The following is a 25704-nucleotide window of genomic DNA, read 5'->3' on the forward strand; positions in this document are numbered from 1 at the left end:
CTTTATTTTAAATCGGCGTAAACTTTTTCTGGGCTTTGATTTTGAGCTTTAATTTCAGTTCCTTCTTTTAATGAGGCTACTCCTTCTAGTACAATTTCATCTCCAGGATTTAAACCGCTTGTAACTACATAATAATTACCTGCTGAATTTTCTAGAACCGTGATATTCGCATTTCTTGTTTTCTTGTCTTTACCTACAACTACTGCAAACATTTTATCTTGTAATTCAAAAGTGGCACTTTGAGGAATAATCAAAGCCTCTTTTACATCAGTCGGAATACGAACTGTTGTACTGCTTCCGCTTCTAATAATTCCTTTTGGATTTGCGAAACGTGCTCTAACGTTTACTGTACCAGTTTCTGTATTGATTAATCCGTTTACCGTCTCGATATTTCCTTTTTGATCGTATAATGAACCATCAGAAAGCAATAAAGAAACTGCTGGCATACTTTTGATTTTTTGGTTTAATGAACCTCCTGCATCTTTAGTGAAATTTAGCAGTGCTTTTTCATTCATTGCAAAATAAGCGTACACGTTGCCAATACTTGAAACTGTCGTTAAAGGTTCTGCAGTGTTAGAGCTTACCAAACTTCCTAAACGGAAAGGAATTGATCCCACAACTCCATTTACTGGGCTTGTAACTGTTGTATATCCTAAATTTACTTTGGCATTTACTAAAGCTGCATTTGCCTGCGCTAAAGATGCCATAGCAGACTCATAAGTATATTGAGCCGACTCTAAATCGTATTTGCTGATAATGCCTTTTTCAACCAAAGGCTTTACTTTATTTACAGCCAATTTTGCTGTACTCACCTCTGCTTGAGCACTTTTAATGCTTGCTGTTGCAGTACGAACCTGCTGCTCATATTCTGGTGCACTAATCTTAAATAATGGCTGGCCAGCTTTTACTACTGCTCCTTCATCAACATAAATCTTATCGATGTACCCTTCCACTCTTGGACGAATTTCTATATTTTGCTGTCCTTGTATACTAGCAGGAAAATCGCTGTTTAACGTAGCTGATTCTGGCTGTAATGTAACAGTCTTATATTCTTTAATCTGAGGTGCACCTCCGGCTTGAGCGGATTTATCATTTTTACCGCAAGAAGCGATAATAAGTGATGCTGCAAGGATGCTTAAAAATGATTGCTTATTCATTGTGAAAAATGTGTAATTATCGATTATATGACAACAAAAGAAATAAAATATAATATACAAAATTTTTCAAATAGACGAAGAGCAAAAGATAATCGATAAAGGCAAGATGAGAACCGATGGAATTTTTTTAAATATTAAACAAGTGTTTAATTTTTATCCCGTCGGCTCTAAAATGCTTTTTAGAGACTCTAAAACGAGGTTTAGCGATTGCCAAATTTTCATATTCAAATAAAATGTAATATTGCCCTAAAAATCACAAATTATAATGGCACCAAACTTTTTTAGACCTTATTTATTTACTGGACTACACATTCTTGGCTGGTCTCTATTAGGGTATCTTATGCTGTTTTATATTCCACTAACATGGAATGTTGTGCTTCCGCAAGCATTCTGGCTTTGGCAGAGTATTATATTGTTTTTATTAATGATTCTTTTTTATTCTACGGCAAAAAAAATAGTTCCAAAAACCATTATTAGAGACAATACTTCGGCATTCTTAGTTTGGGCATTTGCTGCAATTATTGCCATGCAATTAATTGCCTATTTTTATACATCGCAAACCGATCTTCATAATCAAATCAGCAAGGCTATTGGCTTTAAAAAATATAAAAATCCGTATTTTGATAATTACGTATTTACTTTGACATTATTGGTTTTAGGAATAAGCACCAGTTGGGCAATGTTAACGCATTGGCAAAAGGCGGCACAGCATAAACAGAAACTAGAACAAGACAAAACAATGGCAGAATTGGCCATGTTGAAAGCGCAAATTAATCCGCATTTTTTCTTTAACTCTTTGAATAGCATTTATTCTTTGACTTATACTGATATCGAAGATTCTAGAAATGCACTGCATACTTTAAGCCGAATGATGCGTTACTTGCTTTACAGTACAGAAGGCGAACGAACGACATTACTTAAAGAGGTAGAATTCTTAAAAGATTTCATTGCTCTGATGAAACTTCGTGCCAATAGCAAATTGACTATCAACACAGAAATCCCCGAAAAACTACACGATTATCCAATTGTTCCGATGTTATTATTACCTTTAGTAGAAAATGCGTTTAAGCATGGCGTTCATGCGACTGATAAAAGTGAAATACACATTAAACTTTCGCAAAATAATACACATCTAGAATTTGAAGTAGAAAATACTTTTTTCGAAAAAACATCGGTTTCAGATGAAGGCGGAATTGGTTTAACCAACACCAAACGCAGATTGCAATTGATTTATCCAAATCAGCATTATATATCTTTTGGAGTTACCGATCATGGAACATATAACATTAAACTCAAAATAACTTTAGAGCAATGACCGTATTAAAATGTATAGCAGTAGATGATGAACCATTGGCTTTAAAACTGGTAGAAACGTTTATACAGCAGACTCCTTTTTTAGAATTAATAACAACTTGCGATAATGCTGTAGAGGCAATGGGCATTATTAGAGAAACAAAACCCGATTTGGTTTTCTTAGACATTAATATGCCTAATTTAACTGGAATGGAACTGGCAAGGCTTCTTCAAGATCAAGCTGGACCACTGCCTAAAATCGTTTTTACAACAGCTTACAACCATTATGCAATTGAAGGTTATCGCGTAAACGCTGTAGATTATCTTTTAAAACCTTTTAGTTACGAAGAATTTCTACGTGCTTCAAGCAAAGTTTTGCAATTAACCGAAGAAGCTAACAATACCTTTACAACAATTGCTGCAGATGACGAATTTATCTTCCTAAAAGTCGAATATCAGTGGGTTAGAATTTCTCTAAAAGACATCACTTATATCGAAAGTTTAAAAGATTATGTAAAAGTACATCTTGAAGATTCTCAAAAAGCTTTAATGTCTCTTATTTCGCTTAAAGCATTAGAAGAAAAACTTCCGTCATCCAAATTTATGCGCGTTCATCGTTCGTTTATTGTTTCGCTTGACAAGATAAGTGCTATTAGTAAAAACTCAATTTTTATAGATAAAATAGAAATCACGGTTGGCGAACAATACAAAGAAGCTTTTAAAACATTGGTCGAAAAGTGGCTGAAATAAAATTAGAATTACAAAAATCATGGAAAAAAGATCAAACAAATATTATCTTACCTTAAGTCTTAAGGAATATTCAAATGGTGAAACCGAACCAGCAAAAGAACTCGGAATCGAATTTGATAATCACGATGAAATCTTCGGAATTATCGAAAGAATAAAATCTAAGAACATTTTCGCAAACGAATCGGAAGCAGTTCAATTTGCTTTAGGATTAAAATTATTCAGCGAAATCAAATTAAAAAACCGAAAAAATCCTCTCTTTGAAGAATTAAATGAAGTTTTTCCGGTCTTCATGAAAAAATTAAAAAGTCTTTAAAATTCTCTTTAAAAATAAGACTTCAGCCTTATTTTTATAGAACTTTTGAATGTTAAATTTCTGCTAAGAAAAAAACAATACAATTCTTACTGGCAATATTTTGTCACAATTTTCCGTTCCAATTAGGCATGTCCCACTAAATGCTTTTTCCAAAAGAAGTTTAATTTCTGTTTTTGAAATTCTTCTGCTTCACATAAAATGGCATAAGCATTTAGGCATTCTTAATTGAAAAAATAGAGCATTCATTTGAAACTGACCATTTCAAATTTACTGAATCTCTACTTATAATCTTCACTTTCGAAATGTTCGATAATGCAAAAATTATTTTTTAACCATTAAAATAAAAGCATTATGATGATAATTCAAAAAAGTTTTTTTCTTCTTGCCACCATTCTTGTTTTGGGCAGCTGTTCGAATAATGACAATACTGATCCAGACACCGATCCAGGACCAACTGGCCCACCTGTAGAAACTGGTACAGCCAACACTACTTATCAGCCCGCATTTTCTGGACAGACACGAGCAGGAAGCATTCAAACTACCACAGAATATGAAGCTAAAATAATCACTAGCGGTTTAAGCGCTCCTTGGGGAGTGGCCTATCTTCCTGACGGACGTCTGCTGGTAACTGAAAAAGCGGGTAAGATTAAAATTGTTACTCAAGCGGGTGTTATTGGCAATGCCTTAACTGGTGTTCCTGCTGTTAATCCTGATAGCCAAGGTGGTTTATTAGGGATTTGTCTAGATCCGGCATTTGCTACTAACCGAATGATCTATTGGGTATTTTCTGAAATCGTTGCTGGCGGAAATATTACTGCTGTCGCAAAAGGAAGAATATCTGATAATGAAACTGCGATAGAAAATCCAACAGTTATTTATCGTTCGAATACGCCAAACGTAAGTACGCTGCATTATGGAGGCCGTGTATTGTTTGATAAAACTGGAAATTTATTTGTAAGTATTGGAGAGAGATCTGTTTTAGAAACGCGTCCATTAGCACAATCCGTTACCAGCAGTTTGGGTAAAATTGTCCGCATCACAACAAGCGGGCAAGCGGCACCGGGAAATCCTTCTTTTACACAGGCTGGGGCTTTGCCAGAACTATATACTATCGGACATAGAAATCCGCAGGGCTTGGCTATACACCCAACAACGGGCGAATTATGGCAAAGTGAACATGGACCAAGAGGTGGTGATGAAATTAACCGAATTACAGCTGGAGCAAATTACGGCTGGCCAACAATTACTTACGGAATTGAATATAGTGGTACGAAAATTGGAGAAGGTATTACACAGCAAACTGGAATGGAGCAACCGGTCTATTATTGGGATCCTGTAGTGTCACCAAGCGGTATGACTTTCTACGCTGGAAACCGTATTCCAGAATGGCAAAATAACCTATTTATTGGTTCATTGAGTGGCATGCACATTATACGTTTAGCTTTTAAAGACAATAAAGTAGCCGGTGAAGAAAGATTATTAGCAGGACAAGGTCAAAGATTTAGAGATATTACGCAAGGAAAAGATGAAGCATTATACGCCGTTACCGATCAAGGAAGACTTTACAAAATTGATAAAAAATAGAAAGTAAACTTGTTCACCATACATGCCAAAAACGCCCCAAATATGGGGCGTTTTATATTTTATAGAATACTTAAAATTAAGCTTTTGCTTTTCTTTTTACCGTACAGCCAATTTCTTTAGTTTGTGTAATTGCTGGTTTTTGACCGCTTTTTAATGATGCTATTACATCTTCTGCATATTTTACTTTCTGCGGATTGTTCCCTTCTGGATCATTATCAATTGCTCCAACATATTCTACCACATTTCCTTTTGGCGTTTTAGAAACGATAAAGATGTGAGGCGTACGTTTTGCACCATATTCATCAGTGATTTTTTGTCCTGGATCAAATAAATAAGGGAAAGAATATTTTTTTTCTTTTGCCAAATCCTGCATTTTTGCAAATGTATCTGCTGTAGAAGCTTCAGGATCATTTGGATTAATAGCTATTACAGGATATCCTTGCGATTTGAATTTTTTATCTAAATCGATAATTCTCTGTTCGTAACCAATTGCATAAGGACAGGTATTGCAAGTAAAAACAACAATATATCCTTTTGCATCTTTAAAAGTTCCAAAAGAAACGTCTTTGTTGTCAACATTTTTTAGTTTGAAATCTGGTGCCGCATCGCCCGCTTTAAGTGTTACCGCATTTTGTGCATGAGATAGAAAAGCAGAAAATGCTAATGCTAGTAATAAGATTATTTTCTTCATAATGGTTTACAGTTTTTTATATTCAGTTAATAATTGTTCGTAGGTAAATTCGCTTTCAACAAATTTTCTTTTATCATTTTTAATAAAAAGCGTTGCTGGAATACTTCCGGACCAGCTTGGATCAATTCTATCAATAAACTCTTGTGGATCACTTTCGTTTAAAAGAAAAACTTCATTCTTTAAGTTTTTCCTTTTCACAAACGGAACTACATTTGATTGCAATTTTGATTTAAAATCTAAGCTTACTAATAAAACAGCTAGCTTTTCTGATTTATGTTCTGCTCCTAATTTCTCGAAATGCGGCAATTCTTTTATACATGGCGCGCACCAAGTGGCCCAAAAATTAACTACATACGTACTGTCTTTTCCGTTTTTAATTCTCTCATTAAGCTGATTTATATTTAAAAGCTTTACGTTCTGATTGTATCCTTTTATTGAAAAAAGCAGCAACAGAAGAAAGGAAATTTTTAAAAGTTTATTTTTCATAGACCTTTTGATCTTAAAATTAATTTGTTTCCTACAAATATAAACTAATGCTCCATTAGATTTTGTTAATAAAAATTTAATGATTCTTTTTAAAACTCTAAGGTATTAAGGTGCTGAGATTCTAAGTTTTTACTTCGTTCCTGCGGAACTTTATTTTTATTCCTTTAGAATCTTGTTCAATTTTACCACATCTTCCAGATAACGTGGATATCCTGTTACGTTTCTTACACTATGATTTTCATTATTTGTCAAGCCAATTCCTTCTATTTCTTCAAATCGAGATTGCATAATTAATCCGTTTAGGAGGCAATCTGCAATATAATTGGAATGTGCATCAAACTTCGGAATTGTGTTTAAATGTTTTATAACAATGGATTTTAAAATCACTTTTTGATCTTTAGAAATCCCAGTCATTGGCAAAAAAAGGAGAAATAGATTGGGATATTTTTCAAAAGACAACAATTCTTCCAATGTAAAAAACCAAGCTTCAAAATGTCCTCCTAAATTTCCAATATAAAAATCATTCAGAAAAAAATTGATTTCATATTCGGCAAACTCAACCGCAAAATTTAAATTATCATTTATTCTGCCTGCAACATGTCTTGGATTATCTTCTATATCCTCATAATTAAAAAATATCCTTTCCCATTCATAAGCTTCTGTTTCGTTGGTCTCTACAACTTCTAGAACCTCATCAATATTTATTTCTTGTTTCTCATCATAACCACGTGACCAGCAGAAATAATACTTCCAGAAAAAGGTGTTGTTTTTAATTTCTTCTATTGTAATCTGTGTATTCATAATTACAAATTATCTTGCGGTGTCCACATTCTAAAAAATTTAAACATTTTAGAGTATTCTTCCCGCGGCACAAATGCCATACAAACTTCTCGGTTATCTAATGCTGACTCGGTTAAAATAATATGGTCGGGTTCTTTTTCTGCATTTAAAAATTCTCTTTCAGAAACTACGCAGACGACTTTTTTAAATATTCCGTTTATCCATTTCTGCATATTTTCGTTTTGCTCAAATTTTCTAAAACAGGCCAAAGATGCGTGGGCAGTTATTACCGGAACCAATTTGTCTGGAACGTCCTGTTTTACTAAAATGTACATTTTCATATTAAATCTTATTTCCTTTTTTGGGTATTATTGATGCTACGAATATTGATAATTACTTCTTCGTTTGATATTAGATCATAAACTACCAAAATTATTTAGAACAACCTTTCAAATACTATTTTTTGTTCGTCTGATAATTGTCTGGCAATTTTAGCAAAATCTTTACTTTGTCCAAAAATCGTATACATAATACTTTCCCAACAATAATCTGCCATTTCCTGCGGACTATCTCCACTATTTGAATACTCTTTTAAATCCTCTTCTGTGAAATAATACGAAACGAAATTTTCCTTGCTATCCAACAATAATTTCAAGCTCTTTTCATTTGCAAAGTAAGAAATGAAAGCCTTATTGTGCGGATGTTCCTGCATGGATAAAACAGCATTGATAAAGACTTTTATAGATTTTTCGGTTACGCCGAATTTCTCTAAAAATACGGGTGTAAATTTGGCATGAACAGACTGATGTTCGTCATCGACCGTTTGATAATAATCAATCAGTGTGTCAAAATATTTTTCGTCTTGTAATCCTAAAGCGAAAACAGCAAAAGTTGAAGGCATAGCGCAATTTTCATCTTCAAGATTGGTGTACCATTCGTATTCTTTTTTAGCCAGATTAATATATTCTAAAACGTCCTTTTGAAGGTTTGGATATTGAACAGCTCCAGCAAAAAGATAGTTTTGTCCGCATTTTGGAATTCCTTTTATTGGAAGCAACTCTTTGTTTTTAGATGAAAATGCGATTTCGAAACTTTTAGGGAAATCAGCTTTTAGAAGGTTATTCACAAAGTTTAATGCTTTTGCATAACTTTCTTCAGTTTCTGTAATCAGCTTAATATTTATTTTAGCAAAAACATCATTTGCTTTACCTGTAAAATCTTTGTCCTTATATTCTGTAAGCTCTTTTGAAAGCTTCCCTGTTCCGTTTTTCTTAAGTTTTTCCACTTCATCAGAACCCAATTCCGTTACAATATCAAAATACTCATTTGCTGCAACTGTACCATAACTTGGACCATATTTAATATGAGAAACAGCAATATAACAGATGAAACTTAAAAGCTCTTTTTGTTCTTCTGTCAATATTGGCTTCGGTAATTCTTCTTTTGTTTTTGGTATAAAAATCTTGTATTTGCCTTTTTTTACTCTTTCAAAACTATTACAAACCAACTCTTCCGCTTGCAATCCTAATGTATATCGGTAGCTATCAAATCCAGTAAGTTTTCTCAATTTTTCAACAAATGAAATATACATCTCTTTTGAGAAAGATCTGGTCTGGAAAAAATATTTAATTATGGGTGATAATAGAAATTTTTCTCCTGAATCTAATATATATGGGTTTGGATATGCTTTATCAATTTTAACTGTATTATTATCAATCGCTTCAATAAATCTTTCTAAAAGCGCTTCGTTTCCTTCTATTTTTACTAAATAATTTAATTCTCTCATTTTTTAGTTAACTGAATTCATTAATCAAGTTCATCTTCAATATTGGTGGTATTGCTTAAAACATCTTCCATTGTATTTCCTAAGAATGCCCAGCAATCCTCTTCGTAACCGATATTTCCTGAGGAAACAACAATTACAGGAAATTTACCTTCTTCTCTTAAGTCATAAGCATAAAACTTTCCTCCGCCATTAAATGCTACAGGAAGAAATGCTGGTGCCCAAAACGGAAAACCATAAGCAATGTACATTTCTCTAATGCCGTCAAACGAAAAATAACCAAACTCTCGCTCGCCGTTCAAAATACCGCCTCCGTTAGAATGTTTCAAAAGTTCTATGTATTCTTCGGGAAGTCTAAGCTGTTTTGGAATAGAAACAATATTCGGCGCAAGACCTTCGGGATATAATTTTCTGATATTATTTAATGCTTCTAATTCACTTTCTGAATACGATTTTGTAAAGAAATCTTTTGGAAATGGTTCTGTTAACCCTGATTGCTTATCGAAAAAATTAAACTTATTAAACCACATAATTATCTGCTTTTAATTCGTTAATCTTCATCATCCTCGTCATATTCTTCGTCATCATAAGAAAGATAAGACCAATCGATATCTATTCCATCCAAAATATTATCAAAACGTTCTTGATCGCTTGAACCAATAAACGCTGCCAGACATTTGTTATTTTGATCGAAAGAAAGGCTTATTACATCATAAAACTCATCGGTGTAAACTTTCTGATTTTCTCTGCTTATTTCTGGAACTAATTTCCAATTGTCTTCAACAAATTTTACGATTTCGGGTTCAATTTCTCCCATATAATTTCCGTTATATTGCAGTCCGCCCAAAGTGCCGCTAAAAACCGCCATAAACAGGAAGAAGTTGTCTGTGGTTTGGGTTTCGATTTCCCAATCCGATTTTTCTATTGTATCGTAATTGCCATAAACTGGCGGATTGTCTTCTTTTAAATCCTCTTTTTTGATTCCCCAAAAAGCAACATTTTGATTTTCTTCATATATAACCAGATAATCATCATCCGAAAATCCGATTTCATTTTCAGGTTTCAAAAGTCTATTGTGCGAATAATTAAGATTTTCTTCTTTCCCTAATTCCAGATAATATTCTCTGAGTTTTGAAGGAAGTTTAATATTTAATGTTTTCTCAAGATCGAGGATTTGATTTTCTGAAAATCCGTAGTTTTCATTTTCAGATAAATTGTAGAGGCGCTTAATTTTTTGAATGTAATTCATTTTTGGCTGTAGATTAAATCAAATGTGAAAATACGCAAAAACGATGTAAGATTGCAACTACTTAATACTAGAAGTTTATTTTTTTTTGAGAAGAATAGACAATTCGTAAAATTTGATTTTTTTCTAGTCACTTTTTTTTGACTAATTGACTAGCAAAGATATTCGACTGAACTTTGCAGTAAATTCAAAAACTCGGGAGTACATTTTAAAAATTTCTATGAAAATACTGTCGCTATTATTAATCTTGATTTGCAGTGCCAGCTGCCAGTCGCAAACAAATTCAAAAATGAGTGAAGCCAAAACAAATCCGCTAATGTGTGATCCTGTTAGCGGAATGTGTGAAATGCCTGTTGGCGAAAAATTGAATGAGAAAACGAACATTCCAACGGAAAATAAACCAATAAAAATTATTTACTATACCGATCCAATCTGCTCGTCGTGCTGGGGAATTGAACCTCAGCTTAGAAAATTAAAACTTGAATATGGCGATTGTTTTGAAATTGATTACCGAATGGGCGGTTTATTACCCGATTGGAGTTATAACAGTGGCGGAATAAGCAAACCTTCTGACGTTGCACATCATTGGGATGAAGCGAGTTTACATTACGAAATGCCAATTGATGGAGATGTTTGGGTTGAAGATCCGTTAGATTCTTCTTATCCTTCTTGTATTGCAATGAAAGCGGCTCAAATGCAGAGTAAAGAAAAAGCGATTTCTTTTATGCGTATTCTTCGCGAAAAGCTTTATCTCGATAAAAAGAATATTGCAAAATGGGAAAACATAGCAGAAGCTGCAAAAATTGCTGGTTTTGATGTACAGAAACTAAAAGCAGATTATGATGATGCCGAAGAACTCTTTCAAGAAGATTTAAATCTTGGAAAGGCTCTTGGAGTAAGAGGTTTTCCAACATTATTTTTTGCCGATACTGATAATAATCAGCTTATTGTTTATGGTTCTAAACCTTATGCTTCTTATGAAAATGCGTTATTAGCATTATTTCCCGAAGCAAAGAAGAAGAAATTCATAAATACTAATTCATTATCTATTTTTGAAATTTATCCAACACTTGCCCCAAAAGAATATGCCGTTATTCATAATATTTCTGCTTACGAGGCAAAGATTATTCTGGAAGAATTATTCAGCAAAGGAAAACTGGATAAGAAGACAATTAAAAATGGTTCGCTTTATATTAAAAAATAAGTGAAGAAGAAGAAATATCCCATTGAAACATCTGATTGCTAAAACATATCATCTTAAGATATGTAGAATTATAAAAGAGGTTCTTTAAAAATATACTCTTTATCATATTCTATTTCAAAAGCCTTCAGCTGTTTCTGGTATTCTTCTAAAAATGTTTCTTTTGCATGATGCTGTTCTTGATTTTGAATATATCGAATTACACGTTGCACATGACTTCTTGAATAAGAAAAAGCACCATATCCTTCTTGCCATGAGAAATCAGAGGACAATTTTTGTTCCTTAATCCATTTGCTTGTTTCTGTTTTTACATTTTGCACTATTGCAGAAATGGATTGTGTCGGTCGCATTCCTATAAAATATGGATATGATCCGGCATACTATTAATACATAACATTTTATGGTTATTGGATTGAATTATACCTGTAATATATTGATGCAACTTGTCTTTCCACTCTTTTGCAATTAAAGCTTTTCTGTATTTCACTGCAAAAACAAATTGTATATGCAATTGTGTGTATGTATTTGCCATTACCGATCAAACGTCCCTACGGAACGAAAAAAAAATATTATATTTAAAGTTCTACCGATGAGATGTTCCTAACGGAACATATTTTGTATGTATCGCAAATTTTAAAAATGCTTCTATCTTATGTGTCTGTTTAAAGCCTAAAGAATAATAGTTTAAGACAAAAAAAATGTTCCGTTAGGAACATCTCATCGGTAGACAAAAAAAATGTTATGAGGATTTTCGTCCCGTAGGGACGTTTGATTGGTTTATTACGCAAGTATTTCAAATTCAAGAACACAAGCATTTAATAACCCTTCTAAAAATCTTAAGAATATTAGTTCACGACAAAAAAGATGTTCCGTTAGGAACATATCATCGGTAGACAAAAAATAAATGTTATGAGAATTTTCGTCCCGTAGGGACGTTTGATTGGTTTATCCAATTTCTTTTAGAATCAAATCGGCTACAACATCTATCGCCTGATTGATAATACTTTCTGGCATTCCTTTAAATTCGAAACGTTTGGCAATTTGTTTTTCACCAAAAATGATATGGATAAAAATAGTTCCAACAGGTTTAGACTCACTTTCGCTTCCGCCAGGTGTAGTTAATCCAGTTAATCCAACGCAGATATCCGAATTAATGTAACGGTAAAAGTTCTGTGCCATTAACTTTGTAACTTCTGCAGATTCGGCACTATATTGCTCAATTGTTCCCCACGGAATATGAAGCAAATCTTCTTTCATAGACGAATGATAACAAACCATTCCTCCTATAAGGACTCTTCCAGAATTAAAAACTGTTGAAAATTCATAACACATTTTTCCTGCCGAAGCACTTTCTGCAAATGCTATAGTTAAATTTTTTTCTATTAAAGCCTTACAACATGCCGTTACCTTATCTGATGCCATATTGAATAAATTTAATTGCACATTAATTTCATTTCAAATGTAGATTGTTTAAATACAATTACCTTACATAATTTCTTACAACATTTATAATATAAATAACTGTTAATTATGCAACTATCATGTTTTTTTCTATAAGGCTTCTGATCTATTTAGAGGCTAATTTTGTAAATACAGCTTTTCTTAGATGACTTTATAAAAGTACAACTCAGAAAAAAATAAAAGCCGATATTTCATTTAAAGAAAAGCTGAAGGGACACGGATTACAGTAAAAACTGTAAAGATTAGCGGGGTCTTCTTCGTGAAGATTCAATATTGGAAAAAAAATAACAAATCAAAAAAAACACTATTATGGAAAAGCAACATAACCATGATTATGGTCAATTTGATCCTGATTATATCGAACAAAACACACTTGTAGATGGTTCTTATTCTAATGAAGACGAGTTTAGGCAAGTTCTGAAAAAACATGACAATCGAGAATTTGGCGAAAGCGATCCAGATTATCACGAACAAAATACGCTAATTGATCATGACAATTATGCGCGTGAGGAAGATCCGTATCAATATCAAGAGGAATTTATTGAAGATCCTTTGCATCTAAAAGGTGATTTTGAACCAAATACCACTATTCGTTCAGAAAATATTCCGAATCAGGAAAGAATTATCAACGAAGATGATGCCATTACAAACGACGGAACCGAAGACGACTTAAATGATGAGTACGATCCTGAGTTAGATTATGAAAATGATATTGAAAAAGAGGAAGATTTGGATAAAGACGAAGAATTGGATGATTTTGACGCAGAACATTATCCAGAAAATCATCCTCGAGAATAACAAAATTTATCGTAAATTGTAAAGCATGAATTTATGACTATAGCAGTTCAAATTGTCTGGCTTTTTGTATTAGCAATTCCGATTGCCTGCATCAGCTGGACTGTCACACATGAAGAAATTTTCAGAGAACCACATGAGTGGTGTGTCAGACGTTCTAAAAATGACAAATTTATACTGTCAAGAAAGTTTTTCTATCTCCTCACCTGTGAATATTGCTTTAGTCATTATGTTACAATTGCCTTTCTGATTATCTGCGATTATAAACTTTTGTTAAATGATTGGAGAGGATATATTTTGGCAGGGTTTTCTCTAGTTTTTATGGCAAATGTTTATATGAGTCTTTTTGCTCTATTACGCCAAGCTATAAAAAAAGAAAAGGTCGAAATTGAGAAAATTGAGAGTGAAACTGACACTGAAAACAGTAAAAATTAAAAAGTAACAAATAAGTATAATTAAAATTAATTGGCATTATGGAGAATTTGAATTTTATAGACCCATTATTACACGGAATTAAACCTGAAAGCAAACCGTTAAATCTGTCAGTAAAACAAATGGTATGCGCTGGCGTTGGTGTTCTTGTAGCATCAGCTGTTTTAAAAAAAACTGGGCATAAAAAAGCAAGCGCTCTTGTAGGTGGTCTTGCGTTACCAATTTTGGCATCGGCTTGTTATAAAAAATACAGTCAAGTATCTAAAGAAAAAATTGATGCTCAGACAAGCAGCGGTATCGAATACAATCATTAAACATTAAAACAATAAACTATCATAAAAAAGAGCGCTTATAAAATAATAAGCGCTCTTTTTATTTTTGAGGAGATTGATTAAGAAATATTTCCTTCAACCCAATTTAATGCTTTATTAAAATCAGCCTTTTTATAACCACGAAACTCACCTGGAACAATATAGCTAAATCCATTTGTAAAGGAGATAATTTCTTCTGTATCGGTAACAATTGCTGCTCTATTCCACTTTCCTAAATGCTTAAGTCCCAAAAGTCCATCTTCCAGCCAGGAGCCAGGTGTAAAGTTTTTAATGTCTGTATCTAAGACCAATAAAAAATTAATTTCATTGACTTGTTTTACCAAATGCTCAACCGCTGGAGTTACTGTAGTCAAAAAATCTTCTTTTGTTACTTCTGCCAATGCTCTAAAGGCAACAATATTATCTGTGGTATCAATTTGATGTATCATGATTTTTATTCTTTTTGAGTTATTTAATACTGTTCATTTTTAAACATTTTAAGGATGTTCATTACACACTCAAATATACTCATTATCAATCAGATAACACTTACATTTAACTATTCGTTTATTATATTTTTTTAAGGTTTATTTTAAGGTTCAAAGCTTCAGAGCTGCAAAGGTTTCAGAGGTTTCTTTGATTGTGAGAAATTCTTTGAATTAGATGCACTGCAGTGCATCTCTACAATTCTGCACATAAAATTAGAAAAAAAAATCTCTGAACCTTTGAACCTTTGCAACTCTGAACCTTAAAGAAAAAAAGCCTGCTTTTTTTGAAACAGGCTTTTTGAAAAAAAATAAAAAATAAACTAACACACAAACTTAATTGTATCCTTGATTTTGTTTGAATTCTTTCGTCACGTCGATTGTAGACTGCGGAATCGGGAATACTCTTCTGTATGGTTCTGAAGCTGGTTTTGCTGTTCCTGGAAGATCAAATTTTCCAAAACGGATCATTTGTGGTCTTCTGTATAATTCCCAGTATAATTCAAAACCAATTTCGTTATACAAAACAGTTTGATCGATTGCAGTCAAGGCTCTTCCTGCAGTACTTCCGTACAAAGATTCTCTTTTTCTACTTGTTCGCAATTTGTTTAAATCATCCATCGCCTGACCAGTATTTCCTTTTCTAAAATAAGCTTCAGCTCTCATCGTGTAAATTCCTCCTAAACGGAATAAAGGAATATCAACATTACTGTTTCCGTTTCCTCCTTCTGGATCAAATTCATATTTAAAAATACGAGCTCCCTGATTGATTTCGTTCTGAGCAAAAACTGCCTGTGCAGGATTTTTGAAAGTTAAAGAAGGCGTAAAATCCATTCTTGTAGTTGTACTTTTTTCCATGTATAAAGGCGAAACTTTAATACGTCCGTTAATCATTTCTAAAGAACCAGAAGACAATAGTATTGGTCCGTATTGTGGTCCAAATTCAATCCCCCTATTAAAGTGAAACCAAGGTAAATTAGCACTTTTCGGAACGATGTCTGTGGCTGGAACACTTACATCTGTACCATCATTTTTAAACCAAGTTCCGTCAGAGTACTGGTATTTTTGCTGAAATCTTGGATCATCATGATTGCCATCCCATGTCGCAAAAAACTCAGGAGTTGTACAAGCTGCATTAGTTCCTCTATTGGCTGCAGATGTTCTCTGGTTACGTTCCATACACACGTATGCAAAACTGTTAGAACCATTTCTGATGTAATCTATTTTTTGAGAAATAGCAAAAATCAACTCTTTTCCTTTATCATTGTCTCTTGCGAAGTTTTTGAAATAATCACTTTCCAAAGAATATTTTCCAGAATCAATCAATAGTGAAGTATAATAAATTACACGATCCATATCTGTTCCTGTACCAGTTGCAGCCGCTTCAGTAAAATTAAAATTTGAAGACGCATTAAAACGATCTTTAAAAACAGCGCGATTCAAGTACATTGTAGCCAAGAATCCATATGCCGCTTCTTTTGTAAATCTTCCATGATGTGTTTGCTGCGTTCCCATTTCTGCTAAATCTGGCAATAAAGCTTCAACATCTTTTATCAGCTGATCAATTTGTGTATCGGCTTTTAAAATCTGCAAAGGCGCATTCGGGTTCATTGGATCTCTGTAAGGTGCTTGTCCGTACAAATCTAATGTTGTGTATAAATAATACGCTAAAAGTCCTTTCGCTTCCGCTAAAAACAATTTCTTCTCCGGAATTGAGCTTTCTTCTACTGATTGAATTGCAGTTAACGAACGAGTAATTCCGTTGGTCAATTTATTCCAGTTATCCACTACAACAGCATTATCCGATTTCCAAGTAAACTCGTGCATGTCTCTCCATTTTCCTCCGTCTCCCCAGTCACTTCCACGCGTTGGCAAGATAGCTTCGTCTGTAGTGTATTCCTGCAAAGAAAAAATACCACCATGATCTACAAATGTTCCGTCTCCTAAACGGTCGTAAGCGGCCGCCAAAGCTCCGGCAGGGTTTGAAGCATCTTCTCCTAAAACCTCATCCAAAACAACTTCATCAAGGTTGGTACAGCTTGCAAAAAGCCATATAAAAGAAAATATTGCTAATGTTTTTATATTAAAAATTGTATTTGTCTTCATAATAATTATAGTTTTAAAGTTGCTCCAAAACTGAATGTTCTAGAAGTTGGATAACTTGCATAATCGATACCAATAGATTGATTTCCTCCGTTTGATTTTGGGCTGTTAATTAACGGATCATAACCAGTGTAGTTTGTAATCGTAATTAAATTCTGACCCGTAACATACAGCGTTAATCCGTTGATCCAGTTTAATCCTTTCAAATCGAAGTTGTAACCGATGCGAGCGGTATTCAATCGAATAAAATCTGATTTTTCTAAGAAAAGAGTTGACAAGATTGGTGAGTTTGCAGCATTTGCTCCAGACTCGTAATAACCTGTCGCCACGTTACGATCTGATGCTAAGTTGTTTATATTTAATGCATTTAAACCTGTATTATTTAATAAATAACCACCTGTTTGTCCGATGATAGAGAACGAAAACGTAAAGTTTTTGTATCTCATGTCACTATTAAATCCGTAATAGAAAGTGGGTAGCGCTCCTTCAATAATAACTCTATCACTATTATCAATTACACCGTCTCCGTTCTGATCTTTAAAGATATTTCCTCCATTTGCATCAAAACCAATGTGCTCCAACAAATAGAAAGATCCAGCTGCATATCCGCTTTTATAAATGTTTGCATTTACACCAGATTGTCCAGGTCCTGAAATAGTTCCTGTTAAGATTTCTGAAACTGGAAGATCTTCAATTTTATTATTTAACGTTGCACCGTTCATGTCAATGTTCCAAGAAAAATTCTTAGTATCTACTATTTTTGAACCTAACATAAACTCGATACCCTTATTAATAATTTTACCGTCAATATTGGTCCAGATTGTAGTGGTCGGACTCAAAGCTTGAGAAGGAACATTCAAAATAGCATCGGTAGTGGTTTTATTAAAATAATCTAACGTTCCGTACAATTTGTCGTTCCATAAATTGAAATCTAAACCTACGTTAAATTGCGTTACAACCTCCCATTTCAAATCAGGATTTGGTGTTCTGTTTACAGAAACTCCGTTTACTAGATTTAAATCGTCGTATAGATAATATCCATCAGCGCCAGACAATGAATAACTTGCCTGCGTAATTTTATTTTCAACTTCTTGGTTTCCTGTCTGTCCCCAGCTCGCTCTTAGTTTTAAGTTGTTTAAAGTAGAAGATTCTTTTAAGAAACTTTCGTTAGCAATGTTCCATCCTAAAGCAAATGATGGGAAATAACCGTATTTATTGTTTTTACCAAAACGAGTCGATCCGTCACCTCTCATAGATGCTGTTAGAAGATATTTATTATCGAAACTATAATTTAACCTTCCAAAATAAGACTGTAACTCGTTTTCCTGCGCATAACCTGTTGTTCCAGATTGAGTACCTTTAAATCCTGGATTAATTGAAGGAGGAACTCCTTCGCCTTGATTTGAAATTCCGTCAATACTGAAACTTGTCCCCGATCTTTCAAATTTTTGATAAGAGAAACCGCCAAGAGCTTCAATTTTATGCTTATCCAAATTTAAATTGTATGTCAGATAATGCTCTACCAAAGAGTTTTTAGAATCTAAATTATTCTGAACATATTTTCCTTTCGAATTCAAATCTGTTAAGTTTGGAAAAATAGTAGTATTTCTCTCTGACATCGAACGATCAATCCCAAGGTTTAACTTATACTCTAATCCGTTAACGATTCTAAAAGAAGTTTCAAAGTTCCCTAAAACTCTTAAAGTACGAGTCTGATCGGTATAAATACTTAACAAATACGCTGGATTATAATGCGCATTCATATTAAAATTGGTATAATTTCCATTCGCATCAAAAACCGATCTAGTTGGATTTGCCATTAATGTGTGAACCAGCAATTGTCCGTTAGAACCTCCGTCATCACTTGTAGGAACTCCATCGTCTTTGGTTTCACTAGCCGTAAGATTAAATTTTATTTTCAAACGTTTATTGTCTAGAAATGACTCAGCGGCATTAATTCTTCCTGTCAAACGCTTAAAATTGCTGTTTCTAATAATACCTTCTTGATCTAATTGTGATACAGAAGCATAGTAATTTCCTGATTCTGTTTGTTTAGAAAATGCTAGCGAATTGCTTTTTGTAATAGCTTCTCTAAAAATAACATCTTGCCAATCTGTATTACCTCCATGATCAAAAGCTTTATCTTTAATTGCATTTCTATATTGTCCTGCACTCAAAACATCTAATTTGTTTGCTACAGTAGAAATCCCCAAAGACGAATCAAAAGTCAGAGTTCCATCTCCTTTTGCTCCCTTTTTAGTCGTTACCAAAACAACCCCATTAGATCCTCTTGCTCCGTAAATTGCAGATGCAGATGCGTCTTTCAAAACTGTAATAGATTCGATATCACTATTATTCAAAAAGTTTAAAGGATTTTTAGCTTGAGAACTACCAAAACCAACATTAGTTCCAGATGGGCTCACATCGTCATTAGACAATGGAATTCCGTCAACAACAAACAAAGGCGTACTTCCGCTTCTAATAGATCCAACTCCTCTAATCGTTACATTTACTCCCGCTCCTGGCTCACCACTTGTACTAACCACACGTACACCCGCAACCTTTCCTTGAATTAAATTATCTGGCGAAATGCTTACCCCTTGTTTAAAGTTTGCCGCTTCCAATTGTGTAACTGCTCCCGTAACGTCTTTTTTAGATTGTTTTCCGTAACCAACAACCAAAACCTCATTTAATTCTGCAGTAGCTGGCTCTAATTGAATTGTCATAAAACCACTCTGTGCAGGAACCGTTTTAGATTTATATCCTACATACGAAATATCGATTGTTTTTCCTTCTCCTACAGTAAGTTCAAAAACACCGTCAAAATCCGTCACTGTTGAGTTTGAAGTACTGGTTTCTATTACAGATGCACCCGGAATAGGCAATTTATTTTCGTCAACGACTTTTCCTTTTATTTTAATTCTCTCAATAGCTTTGGCATTTACTGCTTTTGGCTCAGCTGTTTTTTGAATTAAAATTAATTTACCGTTAATGTTATAATTGAAATTGGCCTTTTTAGAAAGATCATTCAAAATCGCAGTAATAGACTCTGTATTATAATTTACTGTATATGCTGTATTATCAGCAATTATGGCTTGTCCGTAACTGAATTTGTAATCGGTCTGTTGTGTTAATTTTGAAAAAATAGAGACAAGAGTCGCTTTTTCTATTTTATTTGCTACTTTTGACTCTTTTAATAAAGTTTTACTATAACCTCTCTGAAAGGCAAGTAAAGCTAGAACTAAAAAGAAAAGACTCTTTAGATTTAAATAAGAAGGTTTAAAATACATGATTTAAGTAATTGTTTTTACGATGCTTAATTTATTAATGGCAGTTGTTCCCGCAACTGCTTTTTTTGTTTTTAATCCACTTTTACTATTTCGCCATAGACTTTGAATTTTAGGTTTGTGATATAATTTATTTGTTCCAAAACATTTTCTAATGTCGCGTCCTTCTTAATGAATACCGTTAACGGCGTTGCTAATACGTGTTTATTGTTATACTCAAATGAAACGCCGTATTTATATTGTAAAATCGTGATTACTTGTTTTAAAGTAGTTTGCTCTAGCGTTACATCTTCATTGTACCAATTCACCAAAAATGCTCTATCGGCCTGCTGTTTGGTTAGCTTTTGGGCTTCAAATAAAGCTTCTTGATTTGGTACCAAGTCAATGCTCTGCCCTTTTCCAGACACATTTACTTTTCCGGTTACTACAATTACCTTACAGTTTAATTTTGATAATTGAATGTGAAATGAAGTTCCCACAACTCTGGTTTTTATTTCGCCAGAATGAATAATAAAAGGATGTTGTTTGTCTTTGGCAACTTCAAAAAATGCATTTCCCTTTAATAAAGAAACCGTTCTTTGATCACCTTTAAATTTTTCAGGATACTGAAATGATGAGTTTGCTGCCAGATAAATTTTCGAACCGTCACTTAATTGGATAGATTTGGGAATCGATGACGTTTTAAATGTGATTTGTTTTTGGTTTAAAACATTTGGTCTCAAGAAAAATCCTAAACCAAGCAGAAAAAGAATGCTGGCAGCAGCTATATATTTTAAATAAGGACGGAAAGATTTCTTCTTTCCAATTCTTAACTGAATTTCATCGTACATCTTTTGAGATTCGATTTCTGGGTTTCCCATAAAATCATTATCCCATTTTGATTTTTGATATTCGCTGAAAGCAAAATCATGTAATAAATTTTCTTCTGCCGATGAAGTTTTTCCTCGCGAACTTTTATCCAGCAAATACTCTAAACTATGTTTGATTCTTTTTATCATAAATACTTATTGTTATGAATAAGTACCAGAATCTCGAAATCGTACTATCGCCAAATATTATGAAAACATCAAGCGAAAGTTATTTTAAAATTTTTGATTAAAAATAATGAATGGCGCCAGCCATGCCAAGTCTTTTAAGCCTTCTCGAAGTTGTTTCACCGCCGATGAAATCTGATTTTTTACGGTTTGTTTCGAAATTCCAAGCTCTTCGGCAATCTGATCGATTGTCATATCTTGAAATTTATACATCAGCAAAACCTCTTTTCTTTTCTCTGGAAGTTTATCTAATAAGGAATAAAGCAGATCCATCACTTCTGGATCAATTGTCGAAAAATTATCTATAATGTAGTCTTCAAATTTTTCTTCTAAAATCGTCTTATCAAAACGATTGTTCTGATAATGTTTGAAAACCTGATTTTTTACGGCGCGAAACAAAAAAGGTTCAATCGCCTGAATATTCAGCTCTTCTTTCCTTTCCCATAAATCAACAAAAACATCCTGAACGATGTTCTGTGCCAAGTCTTTATCCTGAGTCATCGTATAAGAAAACGCATTGAGCTTTTTCCAATATTGATTGTACGTTTGTTCAAAAATTTCAGGATTGTTCATATGGCAATTACAGGCTTTTTAATATCGTAAAATAATAAAATGAAAAGCCAATGCTTTTTGCGTCAAGGTTATCTTTAAATTAATAAATAAACACGTTTGTTGTATTAATACTACTTTTTTATGGACGAAATAAAAATGTCTTTGCGATTTCTTTTTTTTAATCTAACATAAAAAACAATAGCAGCCTTTAACTTAGTCCCTTTCAAAAATGCAATTTTCTTTTGATGCGTCCCAGTCAACAGTATCAATTACATTTTAGAATTATGAAACCATTTTTGTTCACTTTATTATTTGTCAGCGCTGTAAATTTTGGCGTTCAGGCTCAAAACAACAATCTGAAAATGAACCAGCTTCAGGTTATCGGATCGCATAACAGTTACCGTCACGCGATTGAAACTGACTTATACAATACGATTCAGGCAAGAGACACTTCTCGTTCGCTCAAAGGCTTACAGTATACTCATATTAGCATTACCGATCAATTAAACAAAGGTTTGCGCAATCTGGAAATTGATATTTTCGCCGACGCGAAAGGCGGAAAATATGCACATCCGAGAGGTTTAGATATTGCAAAATCTGAAGAAGCTTACGACCCAGAGGGATTAATGAAAAAACCAGGCTTTAAGGTTTTCCATATGCCGGATATCGATTTTAGAACTTCTTGCTATACTTTCGAAATCTGTCTTCAGGAACTAAAAAAATGGTCTGATGCTAATCCGAATCATGTTCCCGTTTTTATCACTTTAGAACCAAAAGACGGCGATGCCAATTTCTTCGGAACAAAACCAGAAGATTTCACCGCAGCCGTTTTTGATGAAATGGATAAAGTAATCAGAAAAAAATTAGGAAAAGACAAACTGATTACACCAGATATGGTTCGCGGAAAATATAAAACGCTTGAAGAAGCAGTTCTACACAATAACTGGCCGACATTAAAAGAAGCAAAAGGAAGATTTTTATTCATCTTAGATAATAACGGCGCAAAAAGAGATTTGTACGCATTGAATCATCCGTCCCTTAAGGGACGCGCCGTTTTCATTAACGCCGAACCCGGAAAACCAGAAGCTGCAACTTTATTTAGAAATAATTCTGAAGATCCACAAATTGAAGATTTAGTAAAAAAAGGCTACTTAATAAGAACTCGCGCCGATTCTGATACCAAAGAAGCACGCGCCAACGACTATTCCCATTTTGAAGCAGCTAAAAAATCGGGCGCACAAATCATCACAACCGATTATTATCTGCCAAGTACTTTCTTTAATTCACCGTATCAGATTAAATATGATGACGGAAGCTATGTTCGAAATAATCCTGTGACTGGAAAATAGTTTTTTTGTTTCAAGTTTCAAGTTATTGCTGGAGCGAGAAACTTGAAACTTGAAACAATAATAATTTTAACCGCAAAGAGCGCAAAGTTCTTTTTTAAGATTACGTTTATAACGCAAAGTTCACAAAGTTTTACCACATATATTCATGAGTTTTTCAAACATAGCCTGCGGTTTCAACCACGGGAACGTTCAGAGAGAAATATACAGAAAGAAAATATACATTGTGTACCTGCGGTTGAAATCACAGGCTATATTAAAACCAGATTTGATAATTATACTTAAAAAACTAAAAATCCACAAAGCTTTGCGAACTTATTTATTTTATAAACTTCTCTCAAAATCTTTGCGGTCTTTGCGAAAAACCTTAACGGTCTTTGCGGTTAAAAAAACACTCAAAAGTTAAAAACAATTATGAATTCAAGATATACATTTTTACATATACTGTTCTTTGTTGTTTTCTTCAACAATACTGCATCAGCACAAAAAGTAAAAAACCTCAACGGAACACAAATAGCTTTTCTGTCTGATGTGCATTTACAAGATTTATTTGGCAGCTTTTCAGATTCCGATTATAAAGGAGTTCTGAATCCGAAAACGGGACAATATGTTTTGTTGCGAACCATGTCGTCTCAGCTGCATTCCACTAGAATTTTCAATGAAAATTATTTTGCATTTATAGCAGCATTAGAAGATATCGCCAAACGAAAAATCAAATATGTTGCACTTCCAGGAGATTATACAGATGATGGCCAGCCAATTCACGTTCGTGGATTAGCCGCAATATTAGAACAATACACCCAAAAATACGGAATAGAATTCTTTATCACTACTGGAAATCATGATCCTGTCGGGCCGTTTGCGCAAGAATCTGGAAAAGAAGATTTCTTAGGAAAAGAAGGCAAAAGTCAGCCCATTTTTAGCAAAGAAGGCCTTTATAAGCCAAATTTAAACATCGAACAGCCAGTAGTTGTTACCGCCGACATTGCTAAAATGGGTTATTTAGGAATCACCGAACAGCTTCAGAATTTTGGCTTTCATCCGAATTCAAAATACAAATTCTGGGCAACGCCTTTTTCTAATTATACTAGTGAAAATTACTCGTTTGAAAAAGCAGCGGAAAGTGCTAAACTGGCAAACCGTGTGTATGAGGTAGCTCCAGGTTACGAAGTTCCAGATGTAAGTTATGTTGTAGAACCTATTGACGGACTTTGGCTAATGGCCATTGACGGAAATGTTTATATCCCAAAGAAAAATGCTTCTACTGAAAAAGATTCTAAAAATTACAACGAAGCCAGTACGGGTTATAACAATGTGCTTTCCAATAAAAAACATCTAATAAAATGGGTTGAAACTATTTCGGCTGAAGCCAAGAAACAAAGGAAAACTTTAATAGCTTTCAGTCATTTCCCAATGATTGATTTTAATGATGACGCTTCTGCGGAAATAAAAGAGTTGCTTGGTCCAAACAAATGGCAGTTAAATCGTGTTCCAGTTGAAGAAGTAGCTCAGGTTTTTGCAGATACAGGGCTTAAAATTCATTTTGGAGGCCATATGCACATCAACGATACGGGAGTTCGGACTTCTGCAAAAGGAAATACTTTGGTTAATATTCAAACACCATCGCTTGCCGCATATATTCCCGCTTATAAATTATTGACTTTCAAAAAAGATAATCTTGTCGATATTCAAACCATTACTATTGATAATGTTCCGAGGTATAACGAACTTTTTGATTTATATGAAATGGAATATCAGTTTTTGAAAAGCCAGAATGTCCAAGACATTTGGAATATTGATATTTTAAAAACAAAAAACTATCATGATTTTACCGATTTTCATTTAAAAGAATTAGTTCGCCTTCGATTCTTAAAAGACGATTGTCCTTCTGATTTTAAAGATTTCATTTTGAATGTTTCTGCAAAAGATTTACTGGTTTTGGCCAATATGCAATCTGATCAAGATTTTGATTTTATACTAAAAAATAAAGAACAGTTTCAAACAGAATGGAAAGAAGCTGAAGCTAAATCGCAAAAAATCTTAACTCAGAGTAATTTCAAAAAAGACGCTTTTAATTGGACAGGTTACGATCTTTTAGTAGATTTTTATCGTTTTAGAAGTGCAGATGAATTGGCTCTAGTCGATGTTGGAATTCAAAGAGCAAAAGAATACAAAATCTTATCCAATTTATTTTTAGAAGGTTCTAAAGCTGATCTTTCAAAAGACACTCCGCTACAAAAACAAATGAAGTTATTCCTGATCATCTTCAATAAATTTATGCATGAAGTCCCTGCGGATCATTTTACAGTTGATCTGAAAAATGGCGAAATTAAAAGTGTGAAGTAATTTATTCTAAGAGACGCTTTTTACCGCAAAGAACGCTAAGGTTACGCAAAGGTCACAAAGGATTTTGAGTATAGTTTTATAAATTAAAGTTCGCAAAGCTAATCCCATAATACTTTGCGAACTTTTTAATTTATAAATTTAGCTTTAAAAAAACTTAGCGCTCTTTGCGTAAACCTTTGTGCTCTTTGTGGTTAAAACAAAAAAAGGCCATCATAAAAAATGACAGCCTTTTCATCACATTAAAACCTAAAATTTAATGTATCTAAAA

The 25704-nt window shown here is 33.6% G+C and carries 24 protein-coding genes and 1 pseudogene; 10 read left to right on the top strand and 15 right to left on the bottom strand.

What is annotated here, in order from left to right; genetic code table 11:
- Positions 1-2: 2 nt before the first annotated feature.
- Positions 3-1157, bottom strand: a complete 1155-nt coding sequence (locus M0M44_RS19600; protein WP_248727219.1) for an efflux RND transporter periplasmic adaptor subunit — start codon at positions 1155-1157, stop codon at positions 3-5.
- Between the two features lie 265 nt (positions 1158-1422).
- Here M0M44_RS19600 and M0M44_RS19605 point away from each other — a divergent pair, with 265 nt between their 5' ends.
- From M0M44_RS19605 to M0M44_RS19620, 4 genes are all read left to right on the top strand, one after another.
- A complete protein-coding gene (locus M0M44_RS19605; protein ID WP_248727220.1) occupies positions 1423-2472 on the top strand; it encodes a sensor histidine kinase in 1050 nt (349 codons plus the stop codon).
- A complete protein-coding gene (locus M0M44_RS19610) occupies positions 2469-3200 on the top strand; it encodes a LytR/AlgR family response regulator transcription factor (protein ID WP_248727221.1) in 732 nt (243 codons plus the stop codon). Before M0M44_RS19605 ends, M0M44_RS19610 begins: the two co-directional genes overlap by 4 nt.
- A gap of 19 nt (positions 3201-3219) precedes the next feature.
- Entirely contained in the window at positions 3220-3513 is a 294-nt protein-coding gene (locus tag M0M44_RS19615) for a DUF3861 domain-containing protein (RefSeq protein ID WP_095930719.1), read from the top strand.
- Positions 3514-3867: 354 nt separating this feature from the next.
- Positions 3868-5097 carry a PQQ-dependent sugar dehydrogenase gene (locus tag M0M44_RS19620; protein WP_420842788.1) on the top strand — a complete coding sequence of 410 codons (1230 nt, stop codon included), beginning with the start codon at positions 3868-3870 and terminating at the stop codon, positions 5095-5097.
- Positions 5098-5173: 76 nt separating this feature from the next.
- Here M0M44_RS19620 and M0M44_RS19625 read toward each other — a convergent pair whose 3' ends face one another.
- From M0M44_RS19625 to M0M44_RS19655, 7 genes are all read right to left on the bottom strand, one after another.
- The gene (locus M0M44_RS19625) at positions 5174-5788 is read right to left on the bottom strand and encodes a thioredoxin family protein (protein WP_248727223.1); all 615 of its coding nucleotides are present in this window, start codon (positions 5786-5788) and stop codon (positions 5174-5176) included.
- 6 nt (positions 5789-5794) lie between these two features.
- Positions 5795-6274, bottom strand: coding sequence for a TlpA disulfide reductase family protein (locus M0M44_RS19630; RefSeq protein ID WP_248727224.1), 480 nt, complete (start codon positions 6272-6274; stop codon positions 5795-5797).
- Positions 6275-6430: 156 nt separating this feature from the next.
- Positions 6431-7075, bottom strand: coding sequence for an Imm19 family immunity protein (locus M0M44_RS19635; protein ID WP_248727225.1), 645 nt, complete (start codon positions 7073-7075; stop codon positions 6431-6433).
- A gap of 2 nt (positions 7076-7077) precedes the next feature.
- Entirely contained in the window at positions 7078-7395 is a 318-nt protein-coding gene (locus tag M0M44_RS19640) for a peptidyl-tRNA hydrolase (protein WP_248727226.1), read from the bottom strand.
- A 95-nt stretch (positions 7396-7490) separates the two neighbouring features.
- Positions 7491-8840, bottom strand: a complete 1350-nt coding sequence (locus M0M44_RS19645) for a DUF6138 family protein (RefSeq protein ID WP_248727227.1) — start codon at positions 8838-8840, stop codon at positions 7491-7493.
- Positions 8841-8860: 20 nt separating this feature from the next.
- Positions 8861-9367, bottom strand: coding sequence for an SMI1/KNR4 family protein (locus M0M44_RS19650; protein WP_248727228.1), 507 nt, complete (start codon positions 9365-9367; stop codon positions 8861-8863).
- Between the two features lie 20 nt (positions 9368-9387).
- A complete protein-coding gene (locus tag M0M44_RS19655) occupies positions 9388-10086 on the bottom strand; it encodes an SMI1/KNR4 family protein (protein WP_248727229.1) in 699 nt (232 codons plus the stop codon).
- A 286-nt stretch (positions 10087-10372) separates the two neighbouring features.
- Here M0M44_RS19655 and M0M44_RS19660 point away from each other — a divergent pair, with 286 nt between their 5' ends.
- Entirely contained in the window at positions 10373-11287 is a 915-nt protein-coding gene (locus tag M0M44_RS19660; RefSeq protein ID WP_248727230.1) for a DsbA family protein, read from the top strand.
- 68 nt (positions 11288-11355) lie between these two features.
- Here the strand turns inward: M0M44_RS19660 and tnpA are convergent.
- Positions 11356-11816, bottom strand: a pseudogene (gene tnpA / locus M0M44_RS19665) (IS200/IS605 family transposase).
- A 413-nt stretch (positions 11817-12229) separates the two neighbouring features.
- Positions 12230-12706 carry a CinA family protein gene (locus M0M44_RS19670; RefSeq protein ID WP_248727231.1) on the bottom strand — a complete coding sequence of 159 codons (477 nt, stop codon included), beginning with the start codon at positions 12704-12706 and terminating at the stop codon, positions 12230-12232.
- A 348-nt stretch (positions 12707-13054) separates the two neighbouring features.
- Here M0M44_RS19670 and M0M44_RS19675 point away from each other — a divergent pair, with 348 nt between their 5' ends.
- The 3 genes from M0M44_RS19675 to M0M44_RS19685 are packed head-to-tail and all read left to right on the top strand — an operon-like array spanning position 13055 to position 14286.
- Positions 13055-13543: a hypothetical protein gene (locus tag M0M44_RS19675; RefSeq protein ID WP_248727232.1), complete on the top strand. Its 489-nt coding sequence runs from the start codon at positions 13055-13057 to the stop codon at positions 13541-13543.
- A 33-nt stretch (positions 13544-13576) separates the two neighbouring features.
- A complete protein-coding gene (locus M0M44_RS19680) occupies positions 13577-13975 on the top strand; it encodes a hypothetical protein (protein ID WP_248727233.1) in 399 nt (132 codons plus the stop codon).
- Positions 13976-14013: 38 nt separating this feature from the next.
- Positions 14014-14286 (top strand): PrgI family protein, encoded by a 273-nt coding sequence (locus tag M0M44_RS19685; protein ID WP_248727234.1) that lies wholly within the window; start codon positions 14014-14016, stop codon positions 14284-14286.
- 77 nt (positions 14287-14363) lie between these two features.
- Here M0M44_RS19685 and M0M44_RS19690 read toward each other — a convergent pair whose 3' ends face one another.
- The 5 genes from M0M44_RS19690 to M0M44_RS19710 form a co-directional block, all read right to left on the bottom strand.
- Positions 14364-14732 (bottom strand): SpoIIAA family protein, encoded by a 369-nt coding sequence (locus M0M44_RS19690; protein ID WP_248727235.1) that lies wholly within the window; start codon positions 14730-14732, stop codon positions 14364-14366.
- A gap of 372 nt (positions 14733-15104) precedes the next feature.
- Complete coding sequence (locus M0M44_RS19695) at positions 15105-16874, bottom strand: RagB/SusD family nutrient uptake outer membrane protein (protein ID WP_248727236.1); 1770 nt, start codon at positions 16872-16874, stop codon at positions 15105-15107.
- Positions 16875-16879: 5 nt separating this feature from the next.
- Entirely contained in the window at positions 16880-20161 is a 3282-nt protein-coding gene (locus tag M0M44_RS19700; RefSeq protein ID WP_248727237.1) for a SusC/RagA family TonB-linked outer membrane protein, read from the bottom strand.
- 71 nt (positions 20162-20232) lie between these two features.
- Positions 20233-21156 (bottom strand): FecR family protein, encoded by a 924-nt coding sequence (locus tag M0M44_RS19705; RefSeq protein ID WP_248727238.1) that lies wholly within the window; start codon positions 21154-21156, stop codon positions 20233-20235.
- 84 nt (positions 21157-21240) lie between these two features.
- Positions 21241-21765 (bottom strand): RNA polymerase sigma-70 factor, encoded by a 525-nt coding sequence (locus M0M44_RS19710; protein ID WP_248727239.1) that lies wholly within the window; start codon positions 21763-21765, stop codon positions 21241-21243.
- A gap of 263 nt (positions 21766-22028) precedes the next feature.
- Here M0M44_RS19710 and M0M44_RS19715 point away from each other — a divergent pair, with 263 nt between their 5' ends.
- Together M0M44_RS19715 and M0M44_RS19720 are read left to right on the top strand one after the other, a co-directional pair.
- Positions 22029-23093, top strand: a complete 1065-nt coding sequence (locus M0M44_RS19715; RefSeq protein WP_248727240.1) for a phosphatidylinositol-specific phospholipase C1-like protein — start codon at positions 22029-22031, stop codon at positions 23091-23093.
- A 411-nt stretch (positions 23094-23504) separates the two neighbouring features.
- Positions 23505-25436: a metallophosphoesterase family protein gene (locus M0M44_RS19720; RefSeq protein WP_248727241.1), complete on the top strand. Its 1932-nt coding sequence runs from the start codon at positions 23505-23507 to the stop codon at positions 25434-25436.
- Positions 25437-25704 lie beyond the last annotated feature (268 nt).

Origin of the sequence: Flavobacterium humidisoli (genome assembly GCF_023272795.1) — a bacterium.
Lineage (GTDB): Bacteria > Bacteroidota > Bacteroidia > Flavobacteriales > Flavobacteriaceae > Flavobacterium > Flavobacterium humidisoli.

Coding starts and splice junctions, on each gene's coding strand:
- M0M44_RS19600 (WP_248727219.1), bottom strand. CDS start 1,157: ATGAATAAGCAATCATTTTTAAGCATCCTTGCAGCATCACTTATTATC.
- M0M44_RS19645 (WP_248727227.1), bottom strand. CDS start 8,840: ATGAGAGAATTAAATTATTTAGTAAAAATAGAAGGAAACGAAGCGCTT.
- M0M44_RS19650 (WP_248727228.1), bottom strand. CDS start 9,367: ATGTGGTTTAATAAGTTTAATTTTTTCGATAAGCAATCAGGGTTAACA.
- M0M44_RS19635 (WP_248727225.1), bottom strand. CDS start 7,075: ATGAATACACAGATTACAATAGAAGAAATTAAAAACAACACCTTTTTC.
- M0M44_RS19605 (WP_248727220.1), top strand. CDS start 1,423: ATGGCACCAAACTTTTTTAGACCTTATTTATTTACTGGACTACACATT.
- M0M44_RS19710 (WP_248727239.1), bottom strand. CDS start 21,765: ATGAACAATCCTGAAATTTTTGAACAAACGTACAATCAATATTGGAAA.
- M0M44_RS19620 (WP_420842788.1), top strand. CDS start 3,868: ATGATAATTCAAAAAAGTTTTTTTCTTCTTGCCACCATTCTTGTTTTG.
- M0M44_RS19675 (WP_248727232.1), top strand. CDS start 13,055: ATGGAAAAGCAACATAACCATGATTATGGTCAATTTGATCCTGATTAT.
- M0M44_RS19700 (WP_248727237.1), bottom strand. CDS start 20,161: ATGTATTTTAAACCTTCTTATTTAAATCTAAAGAGTCTTTTCTTTTTA.
- M0M44_RS19630 (WP_248727224.1), bottom strand. CDS start 6,274: ATGAAAAATAAACTTTTAAAAATTTCCTTTCTTCTGTTGCTGCTTTTT.
- M0M44_RS19640 (WP_248727226.1), bottom strand. CDS start 7,395: ATGAAAATGTACATTTTAGTAAAACAGGACGTTCCAGACAAATTGGTT.
- M0M44_RS19680 (WP_248727233.1), top strand. CDS start 13,577: ATGACTATAGCAGTTCAAATTGTCTGGCTTTTTGTATTAGCAATTCCG.
- M0M44_RS19695 (WP_248727236.1), bottom strand. CDS start 16,874: ATGAAGACAAATACAATTTTTAATATAAAAACATTAGCAATATTTTCT.
- M0M44_RS19670 (WP_248727231.1), bottom strand. CDS start 12,706: ATGGCATCAGATAAGGTAACGGCATGTTGTAAGGCTTTAATAGAAAAA.
- M0M44_RS19615 (WP_095930719.1), top strand. CDS start 3,220: ATGGAAAAAAGATCAAACAAATATTATCTTACCTTAAGTCTTAAGGAA.
- M0M44_RS19655 (WP_248727229.1), bottom strand. CDS start 10,086: ATGAATTACATTCAAAAAATTAAGCGCCTCTACAATTTATCTGAAAAT.
- M0M44_RS19660 (WP_248727230.1), top strand. CDS start 10,373: ATGAGTGAAGCCAAAACAAATCCGCTAATGTGTGATCCTGTTAGCGGA.
- M0M44_RS19685 (WP_248727234.1), top strand. CDS start 14,014: ATGGAGAATTTGAATTTTATAGACCCATTATTACACGGAATTAAACCT.
- M0M44_RS19610 (WP_248727221.1), top strand. CDS start 2,469: ATGACCGTATTAAAATGTATAGCAGTAGATGATGAACCATTGGCTTTA.
- M0M44_RS19720 (WP_248727241.1), top strand. CDS start 23,505: ATGAATTCAAGATATACATTTTTACATATACTGTTCTTTGTTGTTTTC.
- M0M44_RS19715 (WP_248727240.1), top strand. CDS start 22,029: ATGAAACCATTTTTGTTCACTTTATTATTTGTCAGCGCTGTAAATTTT.
- M0M44_RS19705 (WP_248727238.1), bottom strand. CDS start 21,156: ATGATAAAAAGAATCAAACATAGTTTAGAGTATTTGCTGGATAAAAGT.
- M0M44_RS19690 (WP_248727235.1), bottom strand. CDS start 14,732: ATGATACATCAAATTGATACCACAGATAATATTGTTGCCTTTAGAGCA.
- M0M44_RS19625 (WP_248727223.1), bottom strand. CDS start 5,788: ATGAAGAAAATAATCTTATTACTAGCATTAGCATTTTCTGCTTTTCTA.